The 392-nt window shown below is 43.6% G+C and carries 1 protein-coding gene; it reads right to left on the bottom strand.

The genetic code is table 11. From position 1 onward, the window contains the following. Positions 1-7 precede the first annotated feature (7 nt). Positions 8-392, bottom strand: a 385-nt coding sequence (locus tag NE664_15385; GenBank protein MCQ4728015.1) for a PSP family protein, incomplete at its 5' end; no start/stop codon positions are given.

Here is a 392-nt window from a genome sequence, read left to right as displayed (position 1 = left end):
ATACGTTTTAATAACACCCTTTAAAAAATTCCTCGTAGGATTCTGGTGCGGGAGTTTCCTCATAGGCGTCAAACAACAGGCTGATCAGCTCTTCCCACAGATTCCTGCTCACCTCTACATCCATATAATCGTTTGTCGATATGTAATATGACTCACTCGAACTGTCTTCATCCCAATGGTAGATTGTTTCAAAACCGGCATAAATCCGGTTTCCATTTCTGTCTTCCGATTCGTAGCTGTAGATATCTTTGCCGGCAAGACACGGATTGTGCCAGAAGATCTGCCCGGCGCCCATGAAATAGCTGTAACTGCTGTAAGTTGAAAGAAACAGGTAGACGTTATCCTGCTTCGGATCATATTTTAAACCGTAGAGTCCCGTATTCCGAATGATC

The sequence above is a fragment of the Anaerotignum faecicola genome (assembly GCA_024460105.1).
In the GTDB taxonomy this organism is placed as follows: Bacteria; Bacillota; Clostridia; order Lachnospirales; family Anaerotignaceae; genus JANFXS01.
This window is presented reverse-complemented; position numbering and strand designations above follow the sequence as displayed.